Below are 24,243 nucleotides of genomic sequence, written 5' to 3' on the forward strand. Positions count from 1 at the left end.
ATCTTCCTATAACTCAGTTCCTTCCGCTTCCTACCTTCTCAGTGCTCATGGACATGATTCCCATGGTCATGCCCACCGTCATGGTGGTGCTCATCAAGGTCGCTGAGGTGGAGGTGCGCCCCTGGGATATCGAGCACACACTCAGTTGTGCGCTCGACTATCTCCACGACCTTGTCCCGGGGTAGTCCATAGAGAAGCACATTGAGGACGATGGAGAGTTCTCCGACCCCCTCATCAAGGGCTCCTCTGAACCGAGGTGCGGCCTTCTCATCGACCACGCTCACGGCCAGAAAACCATGGCTGGCGGTGCTGGCGAGGCATTTTATGTGACCGATGAGGGTGGCCCCTGCGGCCATGCACTCCCTGGCGATGACTGAAAGGAGCGATTCAATACGCGACTGCAGCAAGGCAGAGGGGACGGTCTCGTGGAGATCTACATCGATCTTCACAGCATATGCCGAGAAGTCGGAGGTTATCATCGGCTGGTCACCGCCTCTACGAACCTGTCGACGTTCGTCCCTTGGACCGCAGATATGGGAATGATGGGGACATTGGCGTTGATGGTGTGCAGGACGGCCTCCATCCGTTTCAGCTCCGCCTCCGGCACCGTGTCCATCTTGTTGAGCATGATCATGTCGGCCGCCTTCACCTGAGCGGTCATGGGCAGCCCCAGGGCCTTCAATATGACGTCGAAGCGCGAGGCGTCGACCACCACGGCCGACCTTATGTGAAGGGGATCGCTCCGTTTGTAATGATCTAGCACCTTGACTATGGCCTGAGGATCGGCGACCCCGGTGGGCTCCACCACGATCATGTCCGGCATCAGCTTCTCATCTATATCCTTGACCGTCTGCAGAAGGTCCGCTCCCAGAGTACAGCACACGCAACCGCTTGCCAGTTCCATGACCTCGAGGCCATACTTGGTCATGAGGCTTCCGTCGATACCCACGGTCCCGAAGTCGTTCACGATGACCACGACCTTGCGATTGGTCCGCTCGATCAAAGACCCGATTACCGACAGGACCAAGGTGGTCTTACCCGAACCGAGAAAGCCCGCGACGATTAGAACATCCATGAAACGTACCTGCTCGGTACGATTTCCTGAAGCCTATTAAAACCCTTTGAAAAACCGTGAAGGCGGGATGGCATTCCCAGGGTCACGGCCCCATTGCGTCATCTATATGGTGGTCCATGCAGTACTTTCTTCTTCCAATCCCAGGAAATGCCTCTCCATCGATTCCTTCTCCACAGCGATCCGACGGTTACGGCAGTTGACGCACTCCACCCTCTTGCCGAGCAGTTTCTTCCTGATGACCGTATCCGTATCCAGATCTACAAGCTCACCGCAGCCGCACAGGGCCTTCTTCATCGAGTTCGGACCAAACATGAGTGATACCTCAGCAATGCTTGATCCCATTGGACTCAGCAACGGTCACCCCCATCCCTGTTCTTGCGAACGTGCCGGTACCTTGTTGATCCTATGAGAGACTCATAGCATACGCTATTGGTTTACCTTCACTTACTTGAAATGTTGCAGACCCACCACAGAACAACGGATTTCCCCTTAGGTCCAATGTTCTTGACAGGACTGATAATCATGTAGCTTGAAACCCAATTTAAAGATTTCCGTAAGAGCGCATATTTTTAGATTAGAATTGGACATCTGGCTTGTATCAATTTGTTTATTATTCGTCCATATGATTAAAAGAAATTTCGGTATTATCAATTGTAGTAACAAGTGGCCAGTAAAAATGTGCTGGAGCAGTTTCTCCATTTTTTACTGGAACCTTTTTACTGTTATCATTTAAGATTTTTTCACCGGATAAATCTGGACATCTACCGGGATCCCTGCCCGGACGCTCTGCGTGACAATGCAAAAGTCCTCGAAGACCTGCCGGCAACGGGCGTAGCGGGCCGCATCCTCGAACTCAGGGAACATCTTCACCGACATGTGCGTGATCCTGAACCGCCCCTCCTCGTTCCTCTCTAGGGTGGTGGACACCTCGGCGGAGATATGGGGGACCTCCGAGTGCGCCTTTTCCATGCAAAAGACCAGGGAAGCGCACAGGCAATTGCCCACCGCGGCCGCCAACAACTTCCCGGCATTGGGGTACTCTCCCTTGCCAAGGGGCTCAGGCTCGTCGGTGTAGATGTCCTCGATCTTGTCGTTGAACGAGATGCGGTACTTGTATTCCTCTACCTTGCAGACCCGGGTGTGGAACTCACCCTCCTCCATCAGAGGGTCACCCTTCCGAGCTGCTCGAGGACCTCATCGCGGATCTCCTGGGGCGTCCTATCGGGGACCAGCCTACGTCCTTTCTCCATGAGCTTGGTGGCCGCGGGGACCATCTCCTGGCCGCACTTCGCGCACCTCGGGACCTCTTGAGGATCGTGCGTCACTTCAAAGCTGAGGCAATCCCGGCAGCGATAGACATGCTTCCTGCCACCGAACTTGCCCCTCTTGGCGACGGGGCGACCTTCCTTCTCCACGATGTCCAGGGCGAAATCCACGGTCGGGGCGTTGGAGATGCTGGTTCCCACGCCGAAGCCGTCCGCCCCCGCACGGGCAAGCTCGGGCAGCACTTTCTCGTCCAACCCTCCGGACACGAAAATGTCCACATCCTTGTATCCACGGATGTCCAGCTCCCATCGTACTTCTCTGATGAGCTCGGTGAAGGAGCCTCTGCGGGAGCCGGGGGTGTCCAGACGGACACCTGACAGGTCCTTGATGGCCTCACAGGCAGCGATGGCCTCCGTCTTCTCATCGGAGTAGGTGTCCACCAGCACGATCCGTGGGACCCCGGGATCGATGACCTCGTCGAAGGCCTTGAACGCGGTTATGGAGTCCCCCATCATGATTATCAGCGCATGGGGCATGGTGCCGTCCGGACTTCTGCCGATGGTCTCCGCCCCCAGGAGCGAGGAGACACCGTCGCATCCCCCTATGTACGAAGAGCGGTCGAGCATGGGACAGATGGCCGGGTGCGTGCGCCTTATGCCGAAGGCTATCATGGGACGTTCCCCCGCAGCCTTGCGGCAGCGGGCCGCCATCGTGGCCACGCCCGTGGAGTGGCAGATGAAGCCCAGCATGGGGGTCTCATAGATGCAGAACTGGGCATAGGGCCCTTCCATCGTCAGGATGGGCAGCTTGACTCCGCTCTGGGTGCGAGAGGGGAATACCGTGCCCTCGGTGAACCCCCAAACGTCAACGTTCTTGCCCTCCAGGAGTCGCAGCGCCTCCTCCAGACCGCACAGCACTCCCCACTGCCAATCGCGGGGGAGCTTTGCCACGGTCATCTCCCCCAGGGCCTGGGTGTCCATCATGCTCTTGGCCTGAAGGACCTCCATGGTCCGGGTGAAGTAGATGTCCGTGGTCCGGCCTTTCAAGATGTCCTCGTCGGAGGCGGTGAAGAAACGCTTCCCTCCTTGTTCTGCCATGATGCTCTTTCCTCAGGAGGCGGGAAATGGTTACGTTCCATTTAATCTATCGTGTCCTCAGGACCGAGAGCTCACGCCAGGGACCTGAAGGTCGACCTGCCAGCATATCTGGAGGATTGTCCCAGGCGTTCCTCGATGCGCAGCAGGCGGTTATATTTCGCCGTGCGCTCCGCCCTGGCGGGGGCTCCTGTCTTTATCTGACCGCAGCCCAGGGCGACGGCGATATCGGCGATGGAAGTATCCTCGGACTCCCCGGAGCGGTGGCTGACCATGACCGCGTAACCTGAGGAGCGGGCCAGGGCGGCAGCGTCCATGGCCTCGGTGACCGTTCCGATCTGGTTTACCTTCAAGAGAAGCGCGTTCCCGGCCTTGCGCTCGATCCCCATCCTCAGCCTCTGAGGGTTGGTCACGAAGATGTCGTCGCCGACGATCTGCAGATCGTCGCCCATGGTGGTGGTCATCAACGTCATGGTATCGAAGTCGTCCTCCATGACCGGGTCCTCCAGGCTTATGATGGGATACTTCCCCTTCAATTCCTTGTAGAAGTCTACCAGCTCTCCGGGCGTTAGCCTCTTTCCGTCGACGGTGTACACGCCGTCCTCATAGAACTCCGAGGCCGCCGCATCCACGGCCAGATACACGTCCTTTCCCGGTCCGTAGCCTGCGGACTCGATCGCCTTGACGATTATCTCCAGCGCCTGGTCGGTGGTGTCCAGGGGAGGTGCGAAGCCCCCCTCGTCGCCGATGTTGACCGCGCCCACACCATACGCGTCCTTCAGTTGCTTCTTCAGAGCGTGGTATATTTCGGCCCCGGTCCTCAAGGCCTCGGCGAAGGTGGGAGCGCCGGCAGGCGATATCATGAACTCCTGTATCTTGAGATTGCTCCCAGCGTGCTTCCCCCCGTTCAGTATGTTCATCATGGGCACCGGAAGGATGCGGCTGCCGGACACTAGATGCTCGTGCAGAGGTATTCCCTTCACCACAGCGCCCGTCCGGGCCGCGGCCAAGGATACCGCCACCGTGGCGTTGGCCCCCAGCCGGGACTTGTTGGGTGTGCCGTCCAGTTCTATCATTCGCTGGTCGACGGCCCTGAGGTCGGTGACGTCCATTCCCACCAGCGCCGGGGCGATGGTCTCCCTGATGCCACGTACCACGTTGACCACGCCCTTGCCGCCGTACCGCTTCCCTCCATCGCGGATCTCCAACGCCTCGTGCGAGCCGGTGGACGCCCCGGAGGGGGCGATGGCCGTTACCATGACCTTTCCGGCCTCGATCTCCGCCTCCACGGTCGGATTTCCTCTGGAATCAAGCACTTCACGGGCCCAAACACGAGTGATCTTGGTTGACATGTGCGTTCACCGACGGATCTTACTTCGGGTAGCTCCCGAAAAGCGCTCCCTGATCCCCAAGGACAACGGCGAGCATCCTCCCTGAACTTGCGGGGAGGTTACGTCTGTCATCCTGACACTGACCTCAGGGCAGCACAGGGATGGATGGTGAATCCGTTATTATGTCTTTCCCAGTTCCGGATGTTATCACAAAGAACCTTTCACATCGATGAGGGAACGAAGCCACGGCATAGCTAGCGCATTATCTTCGTGATCAGCTGGGGCTCCCCCTCGATGACCTCCATGTTCCTCTCCATTAGGGCCATCTCGCGAACGTCGAGGGCCCGAGGATCTACGGAGATTATGACACGGGACTTGAACTCCATGACCACCTCGGTGATGCGGTGGATCATCTTCAAGACCTTGTCGAAGCCATTGTTGACGATGAGGAACTCCACGCCATCGATCATTATTACGCTGTCATCGGACTTCTCGATGAACCTGATGATGGTATCGCCCAGGATGCCGATGTTGGCAGGATTGACGTATACCTTGCCCAGCTGATTGCTCAGCCAGATGATCGGGGTCTCCTCCAATCCCCACTCCTGGCGCACGGCCGCAGGGTATTGGCGGGTGACGCACAACCCCTGGATATTGTGGGTGACCTGATCGGTAAAGATCTCGAAGGACTTGACCGCCTTCTGCTCCTTGACCACGAAGCTCAGGCCGCGACGCAGCTCGTACTTCTTGGCCGATCTGCGTACCTTTTCCATACCCTCAGGTTGTCCTTCCTTCTTCTTCTTGAGGAAGTCGAAGATGCCCATGTCCTCCTTGGGCTGCTGCTCCTCGGCCAGGGGCACCGGTGCATCCTCAAGGATGGCCTTCAGACGATCGGACAGCTCCTTGTTGTTGAACGGTTTGCGTATATAGCCGGAGACCACATCCTGGAGGCCGAAGATGTCCGTTCCCACGTCGGTGGTGGCGGTGAGCATCATGACCTTGGTGTTGTTGGTGATCCCTTCCTCCTTGAGCTTCCGCAGGACCGACCAGCCGTCCATGTCCGGCATGTTGATATCGAGGAGAACGAGGTCCGGCTTCTCCGCTCCCGCCTTTTCCAGCGCTTCCTTCCCGCCGGACGCGGTCACCGGAGTGAAACCGGCCCCGGAGACGAGCTCGGAGACGATATCCTGTATCGCAGGATTGTCATCGACGATCAACACTTTCTTAACAAGAATGCCCCCTGGACATGCTTACAAAATCCAGAAGGCCATCAGCTTAATAAACTATCTCAGGTGAATATTATTCACGTAACTAACGTGAACGCGAACAGAACAGACCTTAGATGGTGAAAGGTTTTGAAGGCTTACGCCTTCCTGCTCTCTTTGGCCTTTTGGCGGAGGCCCTCATAACCGCACTTGCGGCAGCGGGTGGCCCGGGGGGCGTTGCGCGCGTCGCACTTCATGCAGACCTTCTTGTTAAGAAGCCTCGCATCAGCTTCCTTGAAACGTGCCATATATATCCTCTTGCGTGAGGAATATGAAGGTTCTATAAATACATTAGCAGAATGGCGGTCAGTCGGCGCTGTCCCCGCGGTTCTCCCCCACGAGGACCATGTAGGCCAGCAGAGACTCCAGCTGTATGCGCTCGTTAGAACCCTCGACGATGCGGAACTCGATCTCCCCGGTGCGGTCCATGAGCTTCACCTTATCATAGTCCGATATGTCCAGGTCGAATACCGTGCGATGGATCTGCTTTATAATATCCTCGCCTGAGAGGCCATACGATATCATTATTTCATCCAGACGATTCCTGGCGGCGATGAAATCACCGCTGATGGCGGTCTGCAGAAGGTCCTTCACCTCCTCCGGTCTGGCTGTTCCCGTGGTATGATACACGAGGTCCACGGTGATGTTCTCGCCCAGGGAAGCGGCCACTTGCAACGAGTTGACTGCTTTCCTCATGTCTCCTTGAGAAACGTGCACCAGGGCTTCCAAGGCATCGTCGGCGATGGTCAGGTTCTCCAAGCTGACGATACGGCGGAGGTTGCTGCGGACGTCCTCGGCCCTCAGAGGCCGGAAGCGGAACACCGCACAGCGTGACTGGATAGGTTCAATAATCTTTGAAGAGTAGTTCACACTGAGGATGAATCGACAGGTCTTGCTGTACTTCTCCATCGTCCTTCTTAACGCAGCCTGCGCGTCCCCTGTCAGCGCGTCGGCCTCGTCCAGGAAGATTATCTTGAAGTCGGCGCCCCCGATGGGCGCGGTACGGGCGAAGTCCTTTATCTTTCCGCGTACGACATCGATGCCTCTCTCGTCCGAGGCGTTGAGCTCGTTGAAATTACCCTTCCAGTTATCACCGTAAAGTTCCTTCGCCAGGGCTATGGCGGAGGTCGTCTTCCCGGTCCCGGCCGGACCGGCGAACATGAGGTGAGGTAGGTTGTGAGCCCGGGCATAGGACTCCAGGCGATCTACGATGTCACGCTGGCCAATGATATCCTTGAGGGTCTTGGGCCGGTACTTCTCTATCCATATCTCATTCATCAAAGTCAGTCCGCGCTAACGGGATGGAGTCAATTAAATGTTGTTACGGGCCGCCCGAAAGTGGCGGAGGACGAGTTTCATCATGCAAAGCCCAGAAAGGGCGATACAAATGAGCTTTGTATTACGGGGACCGAGCGTCTGGCGGTACGGTTGAATGTATCTCAGCTCCATATCTTTATTAATTCAGTTATTGGTATAAGCTAGAAGGAGGAGAAGCAGAAATGAACTGTCCAAGTTGTGGAAGGGAGTCGTCTCCCGGGGCAAAGTTCTGCGAGAACTGTGGAACGCCGTTGCCCAGTGTACAGAGCTTCCAGGCGCCCGATCCGCAGTACGCACAGGCACCGCCTCAGGCAAACGGGGCACAGCCCCAATATGGCCCACCGCCCCAGCAAGAGTCCCAGCCATATGGTCAGCAACCCTACGGCCAGCAGCCATATGGTCAGCAACCCTACGGCCAGCCCATGTACCCAATAGTGCAGATGAAGAATGCGGGAATCGCTGCGGTCCTCGCATTCTTGATCGCAGGGCTAGGCCATATCTACCTGGGACTGATAACCAAGGGCATTGTGTTCATGATACTCATGGTGGTCCTATGGATCGTTGGCATCTTCACGTTCGGCATCGGCTTCATCGTCTACATAATCTTCTGGCTGTGGCAGATCTATGATGCCTATAACAAGGCCAACCAGTACAACGCCGCTCTGCAGCAGACAGGGAGGGCCCCCTGGTAAACTTCTTCCTAACCTTCTTATTCATTGTCTTTCCAGATTAGATTATTAAACATCTTGAGGATATATCTACTAAAAGCGCGTTCAAAGGGACCAAGTATGTACTGTCCTAACTGTGGAACTAACCTGCCGGATGAATCAGCCTTCTGCCCCAACTGCGGTTTCGACCTAAAGAAAGGGACCGCGACTCCATCGCAACCATGGCAGCCCAATGTCCATCAGAACGCACCACCACCTTACGGTTACTACCTGCCGGTCAAGAGCGAGCTTGTGGCCGCAATACTGGGGTTCTTCATACCGGGGGCAGGCCATATCTATGTCGGCAAGATCGTTCGCGGCCTGATCTTCATGATCGCGTATTTTTCGTTGACCGTTATCTCTGTATGGGTGGTCTGGAGCCAGATAGGCGGCCTCGTAAATACGTCGGATCCTAACGAGATAATGAATGCACTGAGCGGCTCAATAGGCCTGATAACGGCCGTCAGCATCATCACGTTCATCATCTGGATAGTCCAGTTGATCGACGTTATAATGCTGACCAAGAAGTACAATGAGGGGCTGCAGAGGACCGGTCAGGCACCCTGGTGAAGTGATCATTTCGGCGATCGAAATCGCTAAGGTGAAATCTGAGAATCGATTGCTCAGCACATAACGATTAATAGGCCAGATCAAGATGCCTGGCCACATGGACTTCCTGGACCTCGATGGCTTGTTCTATTCGGCAACGCTGCTGTTCTTCATCTTCGATCCCTTTGCCAGCGTCCCGGTGTTCATTGCCATGACCAAGAGCTACGACGAGAAGGCCTTGGTGTCCTGTGCCAACCGCGCGATCCTGGTGGCAGCATTGCTGTTCGTCATATTCGTTCTTATTGGACAACCGCTGCTGGACATGTTCGGGATCACCGTGGACGGTTTCAAAGTAGCTGGGGGTCTTGTGCTCCTCCTGATGTCCATGGAGATCATCTTCGGTCTCAACCTCATCCGCTCGGGGGACCAGAACGTCGCCTGGGTTATCATCGCCACCCCCATTCTGACAGGTCCAGGAGTGATATCAACGGCCATCATCCTCACCGTGCAGTATGATCCTATCACGGTGCTGCTAGCAGGCAGCTTTTCGCTGGTGACGACTTGGCTCCTCATGCGCAACGCTCATGCCGTTACGCGTATCGTCGGGAACCAGGTCATCGATATCTTCTCCAAGGTCGTGGGGCTGCTGATAGCAGCTATGGCTATCGAATACATCTTCCGGGGGGCCACCGATTGGATGATCAACAATCCCCATTCCTTACTGGGCCTTATCCTTGGGATTTTCTAGGTACCGATCAAGGTGTGGGCCCTCCTTCCGAGTGGAGGAACACCGCGTTGTCATTTTTAGTGCAAGGAAAGATCTTTCTTCGAGTTAAACGGGAGGCTCCCCGTGGATGATCAGAACGGACATTGCACATTTTTTCGCGAACCTTATTCATCTCAGGCATTGTTAAAACGAGAAATGATCCTCCTAATCAGAATGAGGACATGAGAATATATTTTCTAAAAAAATAGAATTTTTAATTGATGTAATAAAAAAGGCTGAATAATTTTTTATAAAGACAATTTGCTTAACCAACATTCTTCCAGTTTTGGCTAGGAGGATTAGGGGGTTAATGACAATGGATGAAAAAAGCAAGATATTCGGGTTGACGTACGCGCAGGCATTGGCTGCAATTGCTGCTGTGCTTGGGATAATTGGAATGTTCCTACCATGGTGGTCATTCAGCGCTTATGGGTTTTCCTCCTCAGTGGGGGGCGGAGGTAGAAGCGCTTTAACAGGCTTCCTGTGCATAATCGTGTTGGCGATCATATTCTCCGACAAGATAATGAGTTTGATATCACAGTCATCGGGTGGTAACGGCACGGCCAACCAACTGTCCTCGTTCAATAACCTGGTCAAATCGTTCTCCAACATCATAATGCTCATCATCGGTTTGATCATACTTGTGCTGGCATTAGATGCCTTTGGAGTCCTTGGCAGCTACCAGGGAATCGGCCTATGGCTCACGATCATCGCTGGACTCGGCATCATCGGCTCAGTGGTCATCAACCTATTGATCTTCAAGGCCCCGCTCATGCCCTCGAACCCTGCCGGGCAGATCCAAAATGCCTTCAACCAGCCGCCTCCAGCACCTCAGCAGGCCCCGACCGCGTACTCACCGCCGGTTCCTCCTGCACCACAGCCTGCTCAGCCAATGAACCCGCCTCAGGCCGCTCCGACCGCTCAGGCCATGCCGAAGGTCTGCCCGTACTGCTCGGCACCTTTGACAGGAGAGAAGTTTTGCGGTAACTGTGGGAACAAGGTGGGCTGAGTCAAAACTCCTGCAATCTCTTTTTTTATACTTTTATGAAAACATCCTGATATGGCCCTTAGGCGCACGTCCAGAGCTTACACGCACATCTGTGAGATAGTGGAAGGATGAACGACCACCCCGAAGATAGGGGTCGAGGCCAAGAATTAATAACTTCTCCGGGTTGGGTATGTTGAATGAGCAGATGCGATAAGTGTAATCGCGAAGCCGTAGAGTTCATCAGATACAACGGCAGCCACCTCTGTTCCGCTCACTTCCAGGAGTATGTGGAAAGGCGAGTCAGGAAGGAGCTCAGGTCGCAGGTCGATCTGGACCGTTCCAAGCATATCGCAGTGGCCATTTCGGGGGGCAAGGACAGCTGCATCGCTCTTCTGCTGATACACAATATCCTGGAAAAGAGAAGGGATGTCACCATATCCGCCATTACTGTAGATGAGGGCATCGAAGGCTACCGCCCGGAGGCACTGCAGAAGGCGCGACGCTTGGCCAAGGACCTGGGCGTGGAGCATCATGTGATCAGATTCCAAGATGAGGTGGGGATGACCATGGACGAGACCGCCTCCATCCTAGGACAGCGAACGCCATGCGCCTATTGCGGGGTCTTTCGCCGCATGTGCATGAACTTGAAGGCAAGGGAGATCTGCGCGGACGTCCTGGCAACAGGTCATAACCTTGACGATGCGGCCCAGGCGGTGCTCATGAACTTCACCCGGGGGGACGTGGAGAGGCTGGCCCGCATGGGGCCCCATGAGAAGGTGCAGCCCGGCCTGGTCCCAAGGATCATGCCCCTTCGTCTCATCCCTGAGAAGGAGGTGTACCTCTATGCGCTGCTGCGCGAGATCGACTTCTCCGATTCCTCCTGCCCCTACTGGGAGGCGGCACTGCGCAACGAGTATCGGGATATCATCGACGGGATGGAGGCGAGGTCCCCGGGTACGAAGCACTCCATCATAGCCAGCTATGACGACCTCAAGCCACTGCTGCAGATGAAGTATCCTCAGACCGCCCTCAAATTGTGCCAGTGCGGTGAGCCCTCGCCCAAGGGAAGGTGCATGGCCTGCACCATGATGGAGGAGCTTCAGGACCGGCGGACCCGCCAGTTGCCCTGAGCCCATCTCATTGTACTACAGATGACCTCGTTTTCCGACCGCCTGGCTACCTTCCATCCTCGGAGTAAAGGTCCTCGATGCCCAGCGGGTGGGCTCTCTCCCTTACCGACCTGGAGACCTCCGGGGTCATCACGATCTCATCCGGCCACTCCCGCTCATGGCCGTCCACCGATCCCTTCTTGGTGGCATCGATGATGAGCTGCCTATCCGCCATCCAAACGTCTCGCAGGGGATCCACATTGTTAAAGAACTTCCAAAGACAGAGGGAGCTGTCGGTAAGGTCGATGTCGTCGAACAGGACGATCACACCCTCCCTGGTCAGCTGGGGGCTCCTTTCCAACAGGTCCCGATAGTACTTGGAGCTCTTCCATTTCTTATCAATGCTAAGGAGCAGGAGAGGGGTCCTGCGGCCAGCTGCGGCCATGCGGAAGGAGATGAAGCCCCTGTCCAGGTCTCTGAGCACCTCCCTGATCTCCATCTCTGAACGATAAGGTGAGAAGCGGGACTCGCCACGGGACCTCTCTCCCGGCCTCCGTTCCGTGGCATCGAGACCCAGCTTTCCACCGAACAGAGGGTCCGGCGCGGAGTGGTCCAGAACGTCCAGCACACCCTCCGTGAGCACCACGTCGGTCCACGGGTCGATGGTGTCCAGCAGGTGATCGAACAGGACCTCTGGCTTCAGGGGAACGTCCTCGTCGACGACGGCAATCATCTTGGCGAAGCTCATCTGCCCGCTCCCCCAAAGTGCGCTCATCACCTTCCGGGCGTGGAGCGGGTATTCCTTGCGAATTGAGACCACCACGATATTGTGGAAGACACCTTCCCATGGCATCCAATAGTCCACTATCTCCGGGACGACCATCCGCAACGGCGGTAGGAAGATCCTCTCCGTGGCCTTCGCTAGGTAGCAGTCCTCCATGGGCGGACGTCCCACCACGGTAGCACTGTATATGGCGTCCCGGCGGTGGGTCACGGCGGTCACATGGAACACTGGATACTCGCCCTTGAGGGAGTAGTAACCGGTATGGTCCCCGAACGGCCCCTCGGTCCGGGTCTCACCCGGTTCCACATATCCTTCGAGGACGAACTCCGCCGTTGCCGGCACTTCCAGGTCCACTGTGAGGCATTTAACAAGATCTACGGGAGTCCCCTGGATGAAACCGGCCAGCAGCATCTCGTCCATCCCTTGGGGCATGGGGGCGGTGGCCGCGTACGTCACCGCCGGGGCAGTGCCGATGGCCACCGCCACCGGCATGCGCCTTCCTTCCTTCTCGTACCCGTGGTAGTTGTGACTGCCGTCCTTGTGGATGTGCCAGTGCATGCCGGTGGTGTTACGGTCGTAGATCTGCATGCGGTACATGCCTACGTTCCTTTTCCCCTCCACGCTCTTGGTGAACACCACCGGAAGGGTAACGAACCTGCCCCCATCCTGGGGCCAGCACTTGAGCACCGGGATGGTGCCTAGATCGACCTCGTTCCCTGTCATGACCACTTCCTGGCATGGCGCTCTCCCGCCCTTCTTCACCTTGGGGAGGCACTTCGCCAGTCCCATAAGCTCCGGGAGCGTTCCCACCTTACCCATGAAGGTGGAGGGCATGGACATCTTCAGCAGTCCCGAGATCCTCTCTGCGAGTTCGTCGGGGGAATCGGCCTCCAGGGCCATGGCCATCCTCCTGTCGCTGCCGAAAGCGTTGGTCAGCACGGGGAAACTGCTACCGATCACGTTCTCGAACAACAGTGCCTTCCCGCCCCCCGGTACCTTGGACATGCGGTCGGTGATCTCCGTGATCTCCAGTTCCGGCGATACCGGCCCAACGACCCTCTTCAGCTCCCCTTCCTTCTCCAGACGTTTCACGAAGCTGTGCAGGTCCCTGTAGGTCATTGTCATCACTTCTCCAGTAGGTAGATATGGCATGCCCCCAACGTCAGCTCCCTTATCTCCAGCGGGGTGAAGCCCGCAGCCGCCATCTTGTCCTTCAGGACGTCAGGGGAGGGGAACGTGATGATGGAGTCGCACAGGTATCGGTATGAAGACTCATCTCCCTTCTGGAGGCGGACCACCACGGGCATGAGCTTGGTGAGGTAGAAGACCATGCCCTGCCTGATCACGGGATAGCGGGGTATGGACAGCTCCACCACAGCCAGACGACCGCCGGGCCTGAGGATCCGGTGCACCTCCCTGAGGAAGCCGTCGATATCGATCATGTTGCGGACGCCGAAGGCCACCATGGCCATATCAAAGGCCGCGTCCTTGAAGGGGGTGTTCAAAGCATCACCCTGGATCACGGGATAGGGGGCGTCCTGCCGACCCTTTCTCCACTTGGTGAGCGCGGTCCGGAGCATGTTGCGCGAAAGGTCGATACCCACTATGTCCCCGCCGTTCGTTGCCATCGCCTGCAGGGCCATGTCCCCGGTCCCCGTGGCGATGTCCAGGACCCGGTCCCCCGGACGGATGTCCAACATCTCCAGCGTACGCTTACGCCACCGGCGGTCGATGGAACCGGACATGAGCAGGTTGAGGCGGTCGTAGGTCGGAGTGATATCGTCGAACATGCCTCCGATGCGCGACGGCCTCTTGTCCATCTCCTTTGCGACGTGGGTTGGCAGGCTCATACGGACCCTCCTGACTTTCCCATCCGGTACTGGACGTTGCTCATGAGAGGAATACCCCCAGGGCTATGGCTACGAAGACCATCACCGATATGATGCTGTTGACGTTGAAAAAGGCGACGTTTATCCTGGTGAGGTCCGAAGGCCGGACCAGGAGGTGCTCTACGATGAAAAGTGCCCCTATCAGCAGGAGGCACGCGAGGTAGGCAAGGCCCATAGGCAGCATCCAGTAGAGGGCGGCCAGGCTGGAGAAGCTGATGACGTGAAGAATCGATGACACGGCCAGGGCGGCCGGCACTCCCAGACGGGAGGGAATGGACCTCAGGCCCTCCTTTCGGTCGAAATCGATGTCCTGGCAGGCATATAGTATGTCGAACCCGGCGATGTAAGTGGTCAGGGCCAGGCTGAGAACGGCCGTAGCCTCGGTGATCGTCCCTGCCACTGCCACGCTCGCCCCCAGGGGCATGAGCCCGATGGATATGCCCAGGACGAGATGGCTGGCAGAGGTGAAGCGCTTGGTGTAGGAGTATCCCAAGAGGATGGCCAGTACGGGGAAGGATAGCACGAAGCATAGAGGCGAGAGCATGGCCGCGGCTCCGACGAACACGATCGCTGAGAGGAGCGTGAACGATCCCGCCTGCTTCACCGAGAGCGTCCCCTGGGGGATGTGCCGCCCGCTGGTGCGGGGATTCCGGCTGTCGATCCCCGCATCCACGATGCGGTTGAAGCCCATGGCCGCGGACCGCGCCCCTACTATGGCCACTATTATCCACAGGACCATCTCTAAGGTGATGATGTGATCGGTGCTGAGTATCACCAGGGCCGCCAGCCCGAAGGGAAGGGCGAACACCGTGTGGCTTATCTTAATCATGTGGGCGTAGTTCACGGCCTTGTCCCAGGACCCCCCCTCTCCCTGGTCATCCTCCGCTGCCCGCGTCCAGCGGCACACGCGGCGCTCCAGGTAGGTGAACGATTCATAAATGGCGATGCCCAGGATGCTCATGGCCAGTATACCGACGTATATCTCGGTATAGTTACCCCAGGTCCAGGCGTTCGTTATCATATAGCCAAGTCCCGAGGTTCCCGCGAACGTCTCGGCGAAATACAGCACCGAGATGGAGGTCCCCGTGATTATGCGAAGGGCGGTGAAGCAGGAGGGCAGGGCCGCGGGGATCACCGCCTCCCTGATGATGTCCCCCTCCGATGCCCCCATGGACCGCATGGAGTCGATGTACTTGCGGTCCAGGCCGCTCACCCCTTCCTTGGTGGCGACCAGGATCTGGAAGAAGACCACCAGGGTGATGAGCAATATCTTCGATAGGTCTCCGAGGCCGAAGAGCAGGATCATCACCGGCAGGAACACCATCTTGGGGATGGGATAGGTCAAGAAGATCAGGGGGCTGACATAGCGATCGGTCTTGCGATCATAGCCGATCATTATCCCTAGAGGGAAGGCCAGAAGCCATGCCAGGGCGATGCTGGAGAGCACCCGGAAGGTGCTGGCTGCGAAGTTCGACCAGAACGTCGAGGTGCCGACCGCGGCCGCGAACGCCCTCAAGGTCTCCTCCGGACCTGGTAGTACCGGGGAGTTCAGGAGGACCGCGGCCACCTTCCACGCCAGAAGGCATGCGGCCAGGGACAGGGCGTATCCCAGCAGGCGCTGCTTGTTCATAGGCCCTCCACCGCCCGGCGGACCTCTCTGCATACGGCGAAGAAGCGCTCGTCGCTGCGGTATCCCTTACCTCCGGCGTCAGGATTGGGGACGATAGCGCGAATTCCGCACGGACGGCCGCCTAGGACCATGATCTCATCCCCCAGGAATACTGCCTCCTCAATGCTGTGGGTCACAGTGACCATGGTGAGCCCCTTCTGCTCACGGACCTCCAGCAGGGTGTTCTGCAGCCTCTCCCGGGTGAGGGTGTCCAGCGATGAGAATGGCTCGTCCATCAGCAGGATGGAGGGCTCCATGACCAGAGCCCTGCCTATCGCCAGCCTTTGTCTCTCGCCCCCGCTCATCCTGCTGGGGTAGTCGTCCTCATGGCCTTCCAGATCGAGGTATTTGATGATCTCCCGGGCACGGCGGTCCTGCTCCCCCTTGGGGACGCTCCTGATCCTCATGCCCAGGCAGATGTTGCCCCATACTGTCTTCCAGGGGAGGAGGCCGAAGTCCTGGAGGATCATCCCCACCTCCCGGGAAGGTCCCTTGACCTCCCGGCCTTCGATAAGGACCTTGCCCGACGTCGGCCGCGTCAGGCCGGCCAGCATGTAAAGTAGAGTGCTTTTACCGCAGCCTGAAGGTCCTATAATGGTCAATGAACGTCCGCTCTCTACCGAGAATGACAAATCCTCGATGACCCTGATCTCAGGAGCGAACTCTTTGGTGAGCCCCTCGGCAGTAAGCATTCGTTCACCCATGCAGTCCCGTCGCCATCACGTCGTTGAAGGAGAACCGCTCTGTGAGTATTCCGATATCCATCATCCAATCCTGAACCCTTTCCAGGTCCTCCCCCGCGGGGAGGGTCACGGGCGACAGAGGCGGGAAGGCGAAGGTGTTCCGGAGCTCCTCCGGGAAGTGGAGCTTATCATACAATACCTGGCTGTATCTCCATGGGTCCTCGTTGACCTTGGCAACACTGGCATTGTAGGCTTTCAGGAAGCTCTTGGCTGCCTGTTGGTTCTCGGAGATCCAATCCCCCCTCAGGGCGATCACGGTGGCGGTGGTGTTGACCGCGCGGTCATCCGTAAGCAGGATCGCACCATCACTTATCGCCCGTGTCACGAATGGTTCCGGGAGAACGGCAACGCTGATCTGGTCAGAGAGCAGGGAGCTGTACCGGATGGGGATGGCCGGGACCTGCTGGACCAATACCTCATCGGTTATCCCGTTGGCCGTCAGCATCTCGGTCATGAAGTACTCGGAGATGGACGCCACCGAGGTCGCGATGGACGTCCCGTTCAACTGCGTGATGTCACTGATGCCCGAGTTCGGTGAGGCCAGGATAGCGAACATGCGGTTGTCCGCTAGCGTTCGGTAATCGACCGTGACGACCCTCACGTCCATCGTCTTCCTGAGGACGAGGGTGTTGACGAGGTCTCCGAAGTATCCCTGAATGCTTCCAGCCGTGAACGCCGCGTCCCGCTCCAAGGCGCTATTGAACTCCACGAGCTGAACGTCGATGCCCTCCTGATCGAACAGTCCCTCCTCTTCGGCCACATGGAGGGGCAGGGTATCGATGACGGGGAGAACCCCAATCCGCAACACCTTGGTCTCCTCCTTGGGAGTCGATGCCATAAAGGCTCCCGCCGCCACCACCACCGCGACCAAGATCAGGGCGATGATGAACAAGATCCTGTTCCGTTTCACCATGAGATCAGCTCCGATGCGACCGTCCTTATCGGCCGATAATGTCGGCCCCCTCTTAATATGTTGCCAGAGCGGCCGGACGGAGGTGATGGGGAAGGGCTCACTTGAAAGAAATGAGAAAAAGGAAAGAGTTAGGGGTTTGTCCACGGTTCGCTTACACCAGGTCGTAGTACTTGTACGCCTCAGCGCCTTCATTGAGGCAATACTGCACCTTGGTGAAGTCCTTTTTGAGCTCCCACACGTCCTTCTTCACCGTTTCCGGGTTCTCCTTCTTGACGATGACCCGGTAGATCAGGCGGGCGACCTCTTCCATCTCCCCTTTCTCCATGCCCAGGCGGGTAAGCTCCTGCGTGCCCAGCCTCAACCCCGAGGGCTTTACGGAGCTGGTATCGCCGGGAAGCATGTTCTTGTTGGTGATGATGTTGGCATTCTCCAGGTCAAGTGCGCACTGGGCCCCGCCGCCGTGCTTGGCCACGCTGATGGCCAGGGTGTGGGACTCCGTGAAGCCGAGATGGGGACACATCACATCGATGCCCATCTCATAGAGGGCGCTGCCCAAGGCCTTGGCGTTCTTGATGACCTGACCAGCATACTGCTTGCCGTAGATCTCGAACTCCGCCATGGTGACCGCGAGGGCGGCCATGGCATGAAGGTGGTGGGAGGAGGTCACACCAGGGAAGGCCGCCTTCTGCAGTTTGGCCTGGACATCGTCACTGACCTTGTCTGCGATGATTATACCGTGGTTGGGGCCGGGGAACGTCTTGTGAGTGCTAGCGGATATTATCTGTACGCCTTCCCGCAGGGGATCCTGGAACTTGCCGCCGGCGATGAGGCCGAGCACGTGAGCGGCATCGTACCATACCGCGCAACCAGCTTCCTGCAGAGCATCCTGAATCTCCTTGATGGGTGTCGGGAAAAGGAACACCGATAGACCGAACTGGGCGACCTTGGGCTTCTCCCGAACCAGGAATTTTTTGGTGGCATCCACGTCAAGGTTCCAGTTCTTGTAGTCCCAGGGGTAGTGCACCGGGTTCAGACCCCTCAGGCCGACCGCACCGAACGGTGCGGTGGAGATGTGAGCACCCGATGCCAGCTCCGGGGTGGCTATCTTGTCGCCTGGTTTGGCCAGCGCGAACAGCACTGCGATGTTGGCCACCGTGCCGGATGTCGGGCGCACATCCACGAACTTGGCCTTGAATATCTTCCTGGCCAGCTCCAGGCACTTCAACTCCACCTTGTCCACATAGATGTTGCCTTGGTAGTACCTCTTGCCGGGAAGGCCTTCCGCGTACCGATCATGGAAATCGGATATCATCATCTCCTTTGCAAGGGGGCTAATGAGGTTCTCCGAGGCGATCATGGGGAGCGACTCTTCGAACCATTTGGTATGGGCTTTGACCTGGTCCTTAATCCAGTATGCATCTTCCTTCATAATAGTTACCGGCCTGAAATAAGGCAAGTTGTAAAAATAAGTGTTGCAGGAACAGAATGAACAAATCTGATGATTATCACGTACCTGAAATGATAACGCTTCAAAGCCTCAAATGAGGGGACATGATGCCAACTTTCGATGAACGTGATCAATTGAGGTTTTAAAAATGTGTGATAGGGCTCCCGGGTTCGCTCAGTGATATTATTATCAATGTTAATATAAATGTGTACCTTATTTTTTACCTCTATGAGCCAATCCTACACCCGCATGGTAAAGACCGTTGGAGATGCGAACATAATATTCGATCGAATGACCGACCTGCTGAGGGCCAAGGGATTCAGGGTCATCAACGCCGAGAAGCCCAGCCTTATCGTCGCCGATAGAGGACTTGTAAGGCCGACCAGGAAGCTTTGGAAGTCCTCACACAGCCTCGTGATCGCGTTCCATAAGATGGACGACTGCCCCGCCTTATCGTTCACCTACATCATGAGCGACATGTGGGACCGCACTCCTGGTGACGAGATCTACATGAACAATGAGATCAACGAAATCGTTGGTAACATGAACATGAACACCTCTACCATCGACATCTCATCTCTCCAGAACCGCATGCCTCAGACATCCGTTTCCTACAACTGAGCGTAAGGGAACGTCGATCATCTGGGATAAGGTTCTATCTGTCGTGAGAGGTTCGGCCAGATGGTGGTCAGGACCCTCAGCTACCAAACCCTTTACCGGTTTTAACTTTTCTTCAGCTCAGCCCAATCTTTTCTTTAGTTCTGATATTGAAGATACTGGCATGGGGTCAATGCCCTGGAGCATGGCAAGATAGAAGCTGACGTGGTCCCCCAGGACTATACCTCTCATCACGCTCTCCAGGGACGTCTCGCCTTTGAGGTCCACTATCAACGGGTCCAGGCCGAAATCTTCGAATATGGATATCGTGGCCTTGACGATCTCCGCCATCATCCCTCGGTCCGATGAGGCGCGCAGGAACACCGGCCTGTTCTTGCCATCCTTGGCACCGTCCACCCATCCCACTATCTGGTTGTGATCCGCCTCGGGCAGTTCGCCGTAAAGGCACAGCATCTTGGAGTTCTCATTTATCTGGGTCTGCCAGCGGCGGCCTGCCGAGCGCACGTTCCGTGAGGAATAGATGAAGGGAAGGGTCCCGGCCATTCCTATAGCGATCTTCTTTCCAGGGTTGTCCTCGGTGGGGGTGTGCGCGGAGCAGGAGCGGACGTCCTCCTCCAGCGAAGGGACCATCCTCTTGAGGTCGGTGGCCACTGGAGCAATTCCTACGCTCTCCAAAACGATCGCGGCACTTCCCAAGAGATGGCCCAGTGCGGCCCGAGGCTGGAGCCCCGGCGGTACCCGCACGATGCTCTCGCCGTTAGCCTCGGACAGCTGCAGCAGCCTACCTCCAGAAGTGATAACGGCGATACGGGTGCCGCGGCGCTGGGCCTCCGCATGCATGGCCAGGGTCTCCCTGGTATTGCCAGAGTAAGATAATAGTATGGTGAGGGTCTCCTCATCGACCCAACCAGGCAGGCGCACGTCCCTGACCACGGAGACCATGGTGTCCGTGGTTCCCATCAAGTGATCGCACAGGACATCGGCCCCCATGGCCGAACCCCCTAGGCCACACAGGCATACCTTTCTGTACCCCTTTTCGATGTTGAGCTCCTTCGATAGGGAGGCGAGCAGTTGCTGGGGAAGGGCAGCCATTTGGCCGAGCATATTGGAGGCATCGACCTGGGCCAGGCCGGAAGCGTCATCCAGGGTCAGGGGCATGCCCCTCCATATCAACAGACCGTATATTATTTGATTGATTGTGGGCACCGACTGCCGTAGATTGGCCACCCTGGGGGATTACTGTCTCAACAAAATCTTTGGTAGCTACCGGAGAGATAAAATATGGCGCCCCCTATCGGACGAAAAAGGTGATGATGTGGATAATTTGAGGGAGGCCTTCAACGCGCTGCGCTCCGGTAAGTTCGTGCTGATATTCGATTCGGACAGCAGGGAGGCGGAGACTGACATGATGATCGCCTCCGAACATGTGACCTATGAGAGCATCCGCACCCTCCGGAAGGAGGCGGGCGGTCTGATCTGCACCACTGTCCCTGCAGAGGTTTGGAAGAAGCTGGACCTCCCCTTCCTGGCAGAGCTGTTCGCGGAGTCCTATTCCAAGCACCCCGTGCTTAAGGTGCTGGCCCCGAACGACCTGCCGTACGACACCAAATCGGCGTTCTCCCTGACCATTAACCACCGGAGGACCTTCACGGGGATACCGGACGCGGACCGTGCCCTTACCATCATGGAGTTCTCGAAGTTGGGAAGCGGTCTGAACGGTCTCGATCCTGATCTTGCGCGGGAGGAGTTCGGTAAGAACTTCCGCGCTCCCGGTCATGTGTTCCTACTCAACTCCCAGCAGGGAATGCTCAACGACAGGAGAGGGCACACTGAGCTTTCCTCCGCCCTTCTCAAGATGGGCGGGATGTTCCCCTCGGCCACCATCTGTGAGATGATGGGCGATGATGGCAAGGCTCTTACCAAGGACAAGGCTCAAGATTATGCCCGACGATACGGCCTGAACTACCTCGAGGGTGCGGAGATCATCGAGGCATGGCAGGGCAGCAAGTGGTCACAATGAAAAGGGTCATGGCCAGCGGGGTCTTCGATATCCTCCATACCGGCCATATTCACTATCTATGCGAGGCCAGGAAGCTAGGCGATGAGCTGGTGGTGGTGGTGGCGACCGATAGGACGGTCAGGAAGAGGAAGCATGAGCCCATCACCCCCGAGAACATGCGTTTGGAGCTCGTTCGTGCCTTGAAGCCGGTAGACAGGGCGGTTTTAGGGAAGGAAGGAGATATGTTCAAGGTGGTCTCTGAGATAGCCCCGGACATCATCGCCCTGGGCTATGACCAGATGTTCGACGAGAAGGAGCTTAGGTCTCAGCTGGCCGAACGCGGGATGAACATTCAGGTCGTGAGGTTGGGTCACTATGAGGATGACCTCGACGGGACCCGCAAGATAATCCGCAGGATAATCGAGTGGCACAAGGATAAGGCCGACACCGAGGGGGCGATGCAATGAAGCTCATAGGGATAGCTGATACCACCTTCGCCCGTGTGGACATGGGCGGGGCGGCCATCGAGGAGCTGAAGACCCTGGGAACCGGTTACAAGGTAGTGCGCTACACAGTACCGGGCATCAAGGACCTTCCGGTGGCTTGCAAGAAGCTCATCGAGGAACAGCGATGCGACATCGTGATCGCACTGGGCATGCCAGGTCCGAAGGACAAGGACAAGAACTGTGCTCACGAGGCCTCCACCGGGATCATCGCCGCACAGCTGATGACCAATCATCATATCATGGAGGTCTTCGTCCACGAGGACGAGGCCCCCGATGCCAAGACCCTCGATTGGCTAGCAAAACAGAGGGCGAGGGAGCATGCCCGCAACGCGTACGATCTGCTGTTCCGTCCGGACGTCCTGTCCAAGAACTCGGGAAAGGGATTACGCCAGGGCTATGAGGACGCCAGGCCTATAAGGGAGTGATGACATGAAGAAGTACAATATTGGGATAGTGGTATCTGAGTTCAATTTTGACATCACCTCGATGATGTTGGAGCGGGCGAAGGCGCACGCCGCCTTCCTGGATGTGAACGTGAGCAGGGTCATCTCCGTCCCTGGGGTTTACGACATGCCCCTGGCCATAAAGAAGTTGCTGGAGGACCAGGGCATCGATGGAGTGGTCACCCTAGGTTGCGTGATCGAAGGAGAGACCGATCATGACCAGGTGGTCATCCAGCATGCCGCCCGCAAGATCATCGACCTCAGCCTCCAGTATGAGAAGCCGGTGTCCCTGGGCATCAGCGGACCGGGCATGACCCGCCTGCAGGCGGAAGAGAGGATCGAGAAAGGGCGTGATGCGCTGGAAGCTTGCGTCAAGCTCCTCAAGAACCTTGAGTGAAGCGCTTTCCTTCAAACCCCTTTTTATTTGTTTTGACCAAGAGCGCATGTTCTACATCCGGCATTAACGGCAGGCGTCCCATGCCAATTGATTTAGCTACGGCATGAAAAGGCTAAAAAACGAGGAGTGAAGGGGTTTGTATTATCAGGGGCGTTGACTCGGGCTGCTCAGGCGACCTTATGCATATACGTCTCGATGGCGTCGAACGCCTTCCCCAGGGTCTCCACCGGCGGCAGGAATGTGGCACGGAAGTGCATCTTCCCGTACGTCTCGTCGAAGCCGTGGCCTGGGACCAGCAGGACGTGACAATTCTTGAGCACGTCCAATACGAAGTCCTGATCGTTCTTCCAGTGCTTGGACTCGATCTTCGGGAAGATGTAGAAGGCCGCCTGGGGACGTGTGGTCGACAGCCCCGGTATATCATTGATACGCTTGCAGATGTAGTCCCGCCTCTCCTTGAGCTTATGGTTCATCGTATCAAGGTGGTCCTTGGGCCCCTTGAGGGCCTCTATGACCGCCATCTGGCAAGGATTATTGGCGCTGATGCGAAGCCTTAGCTGGCGCATCATCCCCTCCTTAATCTCGTCCAGCTTCCCCTGGGGATCGCGGAACACGGTGTAGCCGAGCCTCCATCCGGGCAGTAGGTCGACCTTGGAGAACCCATTGAATAGGATCATGGGCACGTCCTTGTTCAGAGATGCGGGGGAATGGTGGACACCGTCGAACGTCATGAGATCATAGATCTCGTCGGAGATGACGAAGAGGTCATGCTCACCGGCCAGGTCGGTCATCTCCTTTAGGACCTTGTCGGAGTACAGTGAGCCCGTGGGGTTGTTGGGGTTGATGATGACCATGCACTTGGTCCTAGGGGTGATCTTCTTCCTCAGATCATCGATGTCCGGCTGCCAGTTGTTGGCCTCATCGGCATGATAGGGTACTGATACGCCTCCGAAGAACCTGGTGAACTCCGTGTAAGTGGGGTAACCAGGACCGGGCACGAGGACCTCGTCGCCAGGGTCCACGGTGGCTGCGGTGACCATCTGGATGGCCTCCGTCACGCCCATGGTGATGACGCAGTCATCGAGGTCAACTTCCACACCGTTCTTCTGCTTCTCCTTCTCAAGGATGGCCCGGCGCAGTTCGAAGTCGCCCTCTGACTCAGCGTAACCGTTGTCATTGACCTCCACGGCTCGGCACAGGGCCTCGCGAACATGCCTGGGGGTCTCGAAATCATATTTGTTAGGGTCTCCGATATGGAGCTTGATGATCTCCGCCCCGTGCTTCTCCAGCTCTCTCGCTGGAAGAAGGATATCACGGATGGCGTAGGTCACGCCCATCGAGCGTTTGGTCGCCTTCATAAAAATCCGG

Annotated in this window: 27 protein-coding genes and 1 pseudogene; 10 read left to right on the forward strand and 18 right to left on the reverse strand. The window is 57.0% G+C overall.

Annotated elements, in window-relative coordinates; genetic code table 11:
* Positions 1–38: 38 nt before the first annotated feature.
* From GXX95_09525 to GXX95_09565, 9 genes are all read right to left on the reverse strand, one after another.
* The gene (locus GXX95_09525; protein ID NLT38381.1) at positions 39–479 is read right to left on the reverse strand and encodes a hypothetical protein; all 441 of its coding nucleotides are present in this window, start codon (positions 477–479) and stop codon (positions 39–41) included.
* The gene (locus GXX95_09530; GenBank protein ID NLT38382.1) at positions 476–1,075 is read right to left on the reverse strand and encodes a GTP-binding protein; all 600 of its coding nucleotides are present in this window, start codon (positions 1,073–1,075) and stop codon (positions 476–478) included. The genes GXX95_09525 and GXX95_09530 overlap by 4 nt, the downstream gene beginning before the upstream one ends.
* A gap of 102 nt (positions 1,076–1,177) precedes the next feature.
* The gene (locus tag GXX95_09535; GenBank protein ID NLT38383.1) at positions 1,178–1,387 is read right to left on the reverse strand and encodes a hypothetical protein; all 210 of its coding nucleotides are present in this window, start codon (positions 1,385–1,387) and stop codon (positions 1,178–1,180) included.
* Positions 1,388–1,804: 417 nt separating this feature from the next.
* On the reverse strand, positions 1,805–2,236 hold the full coding sequence (locus GXX95_09540) for an OsmC family protein (protein ID NLT38384.1): 432 nt from the start codon (positions 2,234–2,236) through the stop codon (positions 1,805–1,807).
* Positions 2,236–3,438 (reverse strand): nicotinate phosphoribosyltransferase, encoded by a 1,203-nt coding sequence (locus GXX95_09545; GenBank protein ID NLT38385.1) that lies wholly within the window; start codon positions 3,436–3,438, stop codon positions 2,236–2,238. Before GXX95_09545 ends, GXX95_09540 begins: the two co-directional genes overlap by 1 nt.
* A 71-nt stretch (positions 3,439–3,509) precedes the next feature.
* Positions 3,510–4,787: a phosphopyruvate hydratase gene (gene eno / locus GXX95_09550; protein ID NLT38386.1), complete on the reverse strand. Its 1,278-nt coding sequence runs from the start codon at positions 4,785–4,787 to the stop codon at positions 3,510–3,512.
* A 233-nt stretch (positions 4,788–5,020) separates the two neighbouring features.
* Entirely contained in the window at positions 5,021–5,983 is a 963-nt protein-coding gene (locus GXX95_09555) for a DUF835 domain-containing protein (protein NLT38387.1), read from the reverse strand.
* A gap of 146 nt (positions 5,984–6,129) precedes the next feature.
* Entirely contained in the window at positions 6,130–6,279 is a 150-nt protein-coding gene (locus GXX95_09560; protein NLT38388.1) for a 50S ribosomal protein L40e, read from the reverse strand.
* A gap of 58 nt (positions 6,280–6,337) precedes the next feature.
* Complete coding sequence (locus GXX95_09565; GenBank protein ID NLT38389.1) at positions 6,338–7,309, reverse strand: replication factor C small subunit; 972 nt, start codon at positions 7,307–7,309, stop codon at positions 6,338–6,340.
* A gap of 221 nt (positions 7,310–7,530) precedes the next feature.
* Between GXX95_09565 and GXX95_09570 the strand changes: the two genes are divergently transcribed.
* The 5 genes from GXX95_09570 (at position 7,531) to GXX95_09590 (ending at position 11,488) form a co-directional block, all read left to right on the forward strand.
* On the forward strand, positions 7,531–8,040 hold the full coding sequence (locus GXX95_09570) for a zinc-ribbon domain-containing protein (GenBank protein ID NLT38390.1): 510 nt from the start codon (positions 7,531–7,533) through the stop codon (positions 8,038–8,040).
* A gap of 96 nt (positions 8,041–8,136) precedes the next feature.
* Complete coding sequence (locus tag GXX95_09575; GenBank protein NLT38391.1) at positions 8,137–8,625, forward strand: zinc-ribbon domain-containing protein; 489 nt, start codon at positions 8,137–8,139, stop codon at positions 8,623–8,625.
* An 85-nt stretch (positions 8,626–8,710) separates the two neighbouring features.
* Positions 8,711–9,352 carry a MarC family protein gene (locus GXX95_09580; protein NLT38392.1) on the forward strand — a complete coding sequence of 214 codons (642 nt, stop codon included), beginning with the start codon at positions 8,711–8,713 and terminating at the stop codon, positions 9,350–9,352.
* Positions 9,353–9,686: 334 nt separating this feature from the next.
* The gene (locus GXX95_09585) at positions 9,687–10,379 is read left to right on the forward strand and encodes a hypothetical protein (protein ID NLT38393.1); all 693 of its coding nucleotides are present in this window, start codon (positions 9,687–9,689) and stop codon (positions 10,377–10,379) included.
* A gap of 176 nt (positions 10,380–10,555) precedes the next feature.
* Positions 10,556–11,488 carry a TIGR00269 family protein gene (locus tag GXX95_09590; protein NLT38394.1) on the forward strand — a complete coding sequence of 311 codons (933 nt, stop codon included), beginning with the start codon at positions 10,556–10,558 and terminating at the stop codon, positions 11,486–11,488.
* A 46-nt stretch (positions 11,489–11,534) separates the two neighbouring features.
* On the opposite strand, the gene GXX95_09595 is transcribed toward GXX95_09590, so the two are convergent.
* The 7 genes and pseudogenes from GXX95_09595 to GXX95_09625 all read right to left on the reverse strand — a co-directional run bounded on the left by GXX95_09595 (position 11,535) and on the right by GXX95_09625 (position 18,897).
* Positions 11,535–13,370, reverse strand: coding sequence for a menaquinone biosynthesis decarboxylase (locus GXX95_09595; protein ID NLT38395.1), 1,836 nt, complete (start codon positions 13,368–13,370; stop codon positions 11,535–11,537).
* A gap of 5 nt (positions 13,371–13,375) precedes the next feature.
* Positions 13,376–14,101, reverse strand: a complete 726-nt coding sequence (locus GXX95_09600; GenBank protein ID NLT38396.1) for a ubiquinone/menaquinone biosynthesis methyltransferase — start codon at positions 14,099–14,101, stop codon at positions 13,376–13,378.
* A 40-nt stretch (positions 14,102–14,141) separates the two neighbouring features.
* Positions 14,142–14,969, reverse strand: coding sequence for a UbiA family prenyltransferase (locus GXX95_09605; GenBank protein ID NLT38397.1), 828 nt, complete (start codon positions 14,967–14,969; stop codon positions 14,142–14,144).
* Positions 14,970–15,035: 66 nt separating this feature from the next.
* Positions 15,036–15,770, reverse strand: a pseudogene (locus tag GXX95_09610) (ABC transporter permease).
* A complete protein-coding gene (locus GXX95_09615) occupies positions 15,767–16,501 on the reverse strand; it encodes an ABC transporter ATP-binding protein (GenBank protein NLT38398.1) in 735 nt (244 codons plus the stop codon). Before GXX95_09615 ends, GXX95_09610 begins: the two are co-directional and overlap by 4 nt.
* Positions 16,502–16,505: 4 nt before the next feature.
* Positions 16,506–17,465 (reverse strand): ABC transporter substrate-binding protein, encoded by a 960-nt coding sequence (locus tag GXX95_09620; protein ID NLT38399.1) that lies wholly within the window; start codon positions 17,463–17,465, stop codon positions 16,506–16,508.
* A 151-nt stretch (positions 17,466–17,616) separates the two neighbouring features.
* Positions 17,617–18,897: a serine hydroxymethyltransferase gene (locus GXX95_09625; protein ID NLT38400.1), complete on the reverse strand. Its 1,281-nt coding sequence runs from the start codon at positions 18,895–18,897 to the stop codon at positions 17,617–17,619.
* Between the two features lie 243 nt (positions 18,898–19,140).
* On the opposite strand from GXX95_09625, the gene GXX95_09630 reads away from it, so the two are divergent.
* Complete coding sequence (locus tag GXX95_09630) at positions 19,141–19,533, forward strand: hypothetical protein (GenBank protein ID NLT38401.1); 393 nt, start codon at positions 19,141–19,143, stop codon at positions 19,531–19,533.
* 117 nt (positions 19,534–19,650) lie between these two features.
* Here GXX95_09630 and GXX95_09635 read toward each other — a convergent pair whose 3' ends face one another.
* The gene (locus GXX95_09635; GenBank protein NLT38402.1) at positions 19,651–20,688 is read right to left on the reverse strand and encodes a bifunctional phosphoglucose/phosphomannose isomerase; all 1,038 of its coding nucleotides are present in this window, start codon (positions 20,686–20,688) and stop codon (positions 19,651–19,653) included.
* Positions 20,689–20,845: 157 nt separating this feature from the next.
* On the opposite strand from GXX95_09635, the gene ribB reads away from it, so the two are divergent.
* From ribB to GXX95_09655, 4 genes are read left to right on the forward strand one after another with little or no spacing between them, the layout of a single operon-like run.
* Positions 20,846–21,550, forward strand: a complete 705-nt coding sequence (gene ribB / locus GXX95_09640; GenBank protein NLT38403.1) for a 3,4-dihydroxy-2-butanone-4-phosphate synthase — start codon at positions 20,846–20,848, stop codon at positions 21,548–21,550.
* Positions 21,547–21,996 (forward strand): FAD synthase, encoded by a 450-nt coding sequence (locus GXX95_09645; GenBank protein ID NLT38404.1) that lies wholly within the window; start codon positions 21,547–21,549, stop codon positions 21,994–21,996. Before ribB ends, GXX95_09645 begins: the two co-directional genes overlap by 4 nt.
* A complete protein-coding gene (locus tag GXX95_09650) occupies positions 21,993–22,460 on the forward strand; it encodes a riboflavin synthase (GenBank protein NLT38405.1) in 468 nt (155 codons plus the stop codon). The genes GXX95_09645 and GXX95_09650 overlap by 4 nt, the downstream gene beginning before the upstream one ends.
* Positions 22,461–22,464: 4 nt before the next feature.
* Positions 22,465–22,875, forward strand: coding sequence for a 6,7-dimethyl-8-ribityllumazine synthase (locus GXX95_09655; protein ID NLT38406.1), 411 nt, complete (start codon positions 22,465–22,467; stop codon positions 22,873–22,875).
* Positions 22,876–23,042: 167 nt separating this feature from the next.
* On the opposite strand, the gene GXX95_09660 is transcribed toward GXX95_09655, so the two are convergent.
* Positions 23,043–24,233, reverse strand: a complete 1,191-nt coding sequence (locus GXX95_09660) for an aminotransferase class I/II-fold pyridoxal phosphate-dependent enzyme (protein NLT38407.1) — start codon at positions 24,231–24,233, stop codon at positions 23,043–23,045.
* Between the last annotated feature and the right edge of the window lie 10 nt (positions 24,234–24,243).

The sequence above is a fragment of the Methanomassiliicoccus sp. genome, from assembly GCA_012719175.1.
Taxonomy (GTDB): domain Archaea; phylum Thermoplasmatota; class Thermoplasmata; order Methanomassiliicoccales; family Methanomassiliicoccaceae; genus UBA6.

What these genes read in the sequence shown, in the direction of transcription:
- GXX95_09535 (NLT38383.1), bottom strand. Translation starts at nt 1,387, where the DNA reads ATGTTTGGTCCGAACTCGATGAAGAAGGCCCTGTGCGGCTGCGGTGAG.
- GXX95_09580 (NLT38392.1), top strand. Translation starts at nt 8,711, where the DNA reads ATGCCTGGCCACATGGACTTCCTGGACCTCGATGGCTTGTTCTATTCG.
- GXX95_09565 (NLT38389.1), bottom strand. Translation starts at nt 7,309, where the DNA reads ATGAATGAGATATGGATAGAGAAGTACCGGCCCAAGACCCTCAAGGAT.
- GXX95_09635 (NLT38402.1), bottom strand. Translation starts at nt 20,688, where the DNA reads ATGCCCCTGACCCTGGATGACGCTTCCGGCCTGGCCCAGGTCGATGCC.
- eno (NLT38386.1), bottom strand. Translation starts at nt 4,787, where the DNA reads ATGTCAACCAAGATCACTCGTGTTTGGGCCCGTGAAGTGCTTGATTCC.
- GXX95_09570 (NLT38390.1), top strand. Translation starts at nt 7,531, where the DNA reads ATGAACTGTCCAAGTTGTGGAAGGGAGTCGTCTCCCGGGGCAAAGTTC.
- GXX95_09585 (NLT38393.1), top strand. Translation starts at nt 9,687, where the DNA reads ATGGATGAAAAAAGCAAGATATTCGGGTTGACGTACGCGCAGGCATTG.
- GXX95_09590 (NLT38394.1), top strand. Translation starts at nt 10,556, where the DNA reads ATGAGCAGATGCGATAAGTGTAATCGCGAAGCCGTAGAGTTCATCAGA.
- GXX95_09525 (NLT38381.1), bottom strand. Translation starts at nt 479, where the DNA reads ATGATAACCTCCGACTTCTCGGCATATGCTGTGAAGATCGATGTAGAT.
- GXX95_09595 (NLT38395.1), bottom strand. Translation starts at nt 13,370, where the DNA reads ATGACCTACAGGGACCTGCACAGCTTCGTGAAACGTCTGGAGAAGGAA.
- GXX95_09620 (NLT38399.1), bottom strand. Translation starts at nt 17,465, where the DNA reads ATGGTGAAACGGAACAGGATCTTGTTCATCATCGCCCTGATCTTGGTC.
- GXX95_09600 (NLT38396.1), bottom strand. Translation starts at nt 14,101, where the DNA reads ATGAGCCTGCCAACCCACGTCGCAAAGGAGATGGACAAGAGGCCGTCG.
- GXX95_09660 (NLT38407.1), bottom strand. Translation starts at nt 24,233, where the DNA reads ATGAAGGCGACCAAACGCTCGATGGGCGTGACCTACGCCATCCGTGAT.
- GXX95_09560 (NLT38388.1), bottom strand. Translation starts at nt 6,279, where the DNA reads ATGGCACGTTTCAAGGAAGCTGATGCGAGGCTTCTTAACAAGAAGGTC.
- GXX95_09540 (NLT38384.1), bottom strand. Translation starts at nt 2,236, where the DNA reads ATGGAGGAGGGTGAGTTCCACACCCGGGTCTGCAAGGTAGAGGAATAC.
- GXX95_09655 (NLT38406.1), top strand. Translation starts at nt 22,465, where the DNA reads ATGAAGAAGTACAATATTGGGATAGTGGTATCTGAGTTCAATTTTGAC.
- GXX95_09645 (NLT38404.1), top strand. Translation starts at nt 21,547, where the DNA reads ATGAAAAGGGTCATGGCCAGCGGGGTCTTCGATATCCTCCATACCGGC.
- GXX95_09575 (NLT38391.1), top strand. Translation starts at nt 8,137, where the DNA reads ATGTACTGTCCTAACTGTGGAACTAACCTGCCGGATGAATCAGCCTTC.
- GXX95_09630 (NLT38401.1), top strand. Translation starts at nt 19,141, where the DNA reads ATGAGCCAATCCTACACCCGCATGGTAAAGACCGTTGGAGATGCGAAC.
- GXX95_09545 (NLT38385.1), bottom strand. Translation starts at nt 3,438, where the DNA reads ATGGCAGAACAAGGAGGGAAGCGTTTCTTCACCGCCTCCGACGAGGAC.
- GXX95_09530 (NLT38382.1), bottom strand. Translation starts at nt 1,075, where the DNA reads ATGGATGTTCTAATCGTCGCGGGCTTTCTCGGTTCGGGTAAGACCACC.
- GXX95_09605 (NLT38397.1), bottom strand. Translation starts at nt 14,969, where the DNA reads ATGATTAAGATAAGCCACACGGTGTTCGCCCTTCCCTTCGGGCTGGCG.
- GXX95_09615 (NLT38398.1), bottom strand. Translation starts at nt 16,501, where the DNA reads ATGCTTACTGCCGAGGGGCTCACCAAAGAGTTCGCTCCTGAGATCAGG.
- GXX95_09650 (NLT38405.1), top strand. Translation starts at nt 21,993, where the DNA reads ATGAAGCTCATAGGGATAGCTGATACCACCTTCGCCCGTGTGGACATG.